Here is an 835-nt window from a genome sequence, read left to right as displayed (position 1 = left end):
TTGCGAGAAGAATTTCAAATAGATATCCCGATGCGAGAGTTTTTATTTGAATCACCCACTGTTGCCGGGATTGCTAAAATTATTGAGGAAAATAAATCAAAACAAACGGATGATCCGGAAATCAAAAAACTCTTAGAGGAAATCGAAAATTTATCATCGGAGGAGGTTGAATCTGTGCTATCAATTCAGGGTAACTTACAGGAAGATGATGACAAAACATAATTGCTCACTCTGTAGCTAATAACACCAACCAAGAAATAACAATTAATTTGGAGATGAACATGGATTTTAGTTTATTTTATTTTGATGGAGATGGATCGGTTGCACAACCTAATAAGTATCAGTTACTTATTGACAGTGCCAAATTTGCCGATCAAAATGGTTTTTCGGCGCTGTGGACACCCGAGCGACACTTTCATGCTTTTGGCGGACTTTATCCGAATCCTTCCTTAACAAATGCTGCCCTTGCAATGGTCACAGAAAGAATTCAATTACGAGCAGGTAGTGTTGTTGTACCCTTACATCATCCCGTGCGAATTGTAGAAGAATGGGGAGTTGTTGATAACCTTTCAAATGGTCGAGTTGGGATTGCTTTTGCCTCCGGTTGGACGATGGATGAATTCATTCTTTCTCGTGAAAATCATGCAAATCGTAAAGCAAATATGTGGCGAGGAATTAAAGCAATTCAGCAACTTTGGCAAGGGGAAGCTGTAGACTATCAAGATGCAAGTGGTAGAACAGTTCAGGTCAAAACTTTACCAAAACCAATTCAGCAAAAACTTCCAATTTGGATTACTTGTCAATCTCCAGAAACGTTTATAGAAGCGGGAAAAAT

General features: G+C 38.7%; 2 protein-coding genes. Both read left to right on the top strand.

From position 1 onward, the window contains the following. On the top strand, positions 1 to 222 hold a 222-nt coding region (locus M595_RS28085), incomplete at its 5' end, for a hypothetical protein (RefSeq protein WP_203419191.1). A gap of 59 nt (positions 223 to 281) precedes the next feature. After that, positions 282 to 835, top strand: a 554-nt coding sequence (locus M595_RS28080) for a MupA/Atu3671 family FMN-dependent luciferase-like monooxygenase (protein WP_023069938.1), incomplete at its 3' end; no start/stop codon positions are given.

The organism is Lyngbya aestuarii BL J (assembly GCF_000478195.2).
Lineage (GTDB): Bacteria > Cyanobacteriota > Cyanobacteriia > Cyanobacteriales > Microcoleaceae > Capilliphycus > Capilliphycus aestuarii.
Note: the sequence above shows the minus strand (reverse complement) of the source record. Positions and strands in the feature narration are given on the sequence as shown.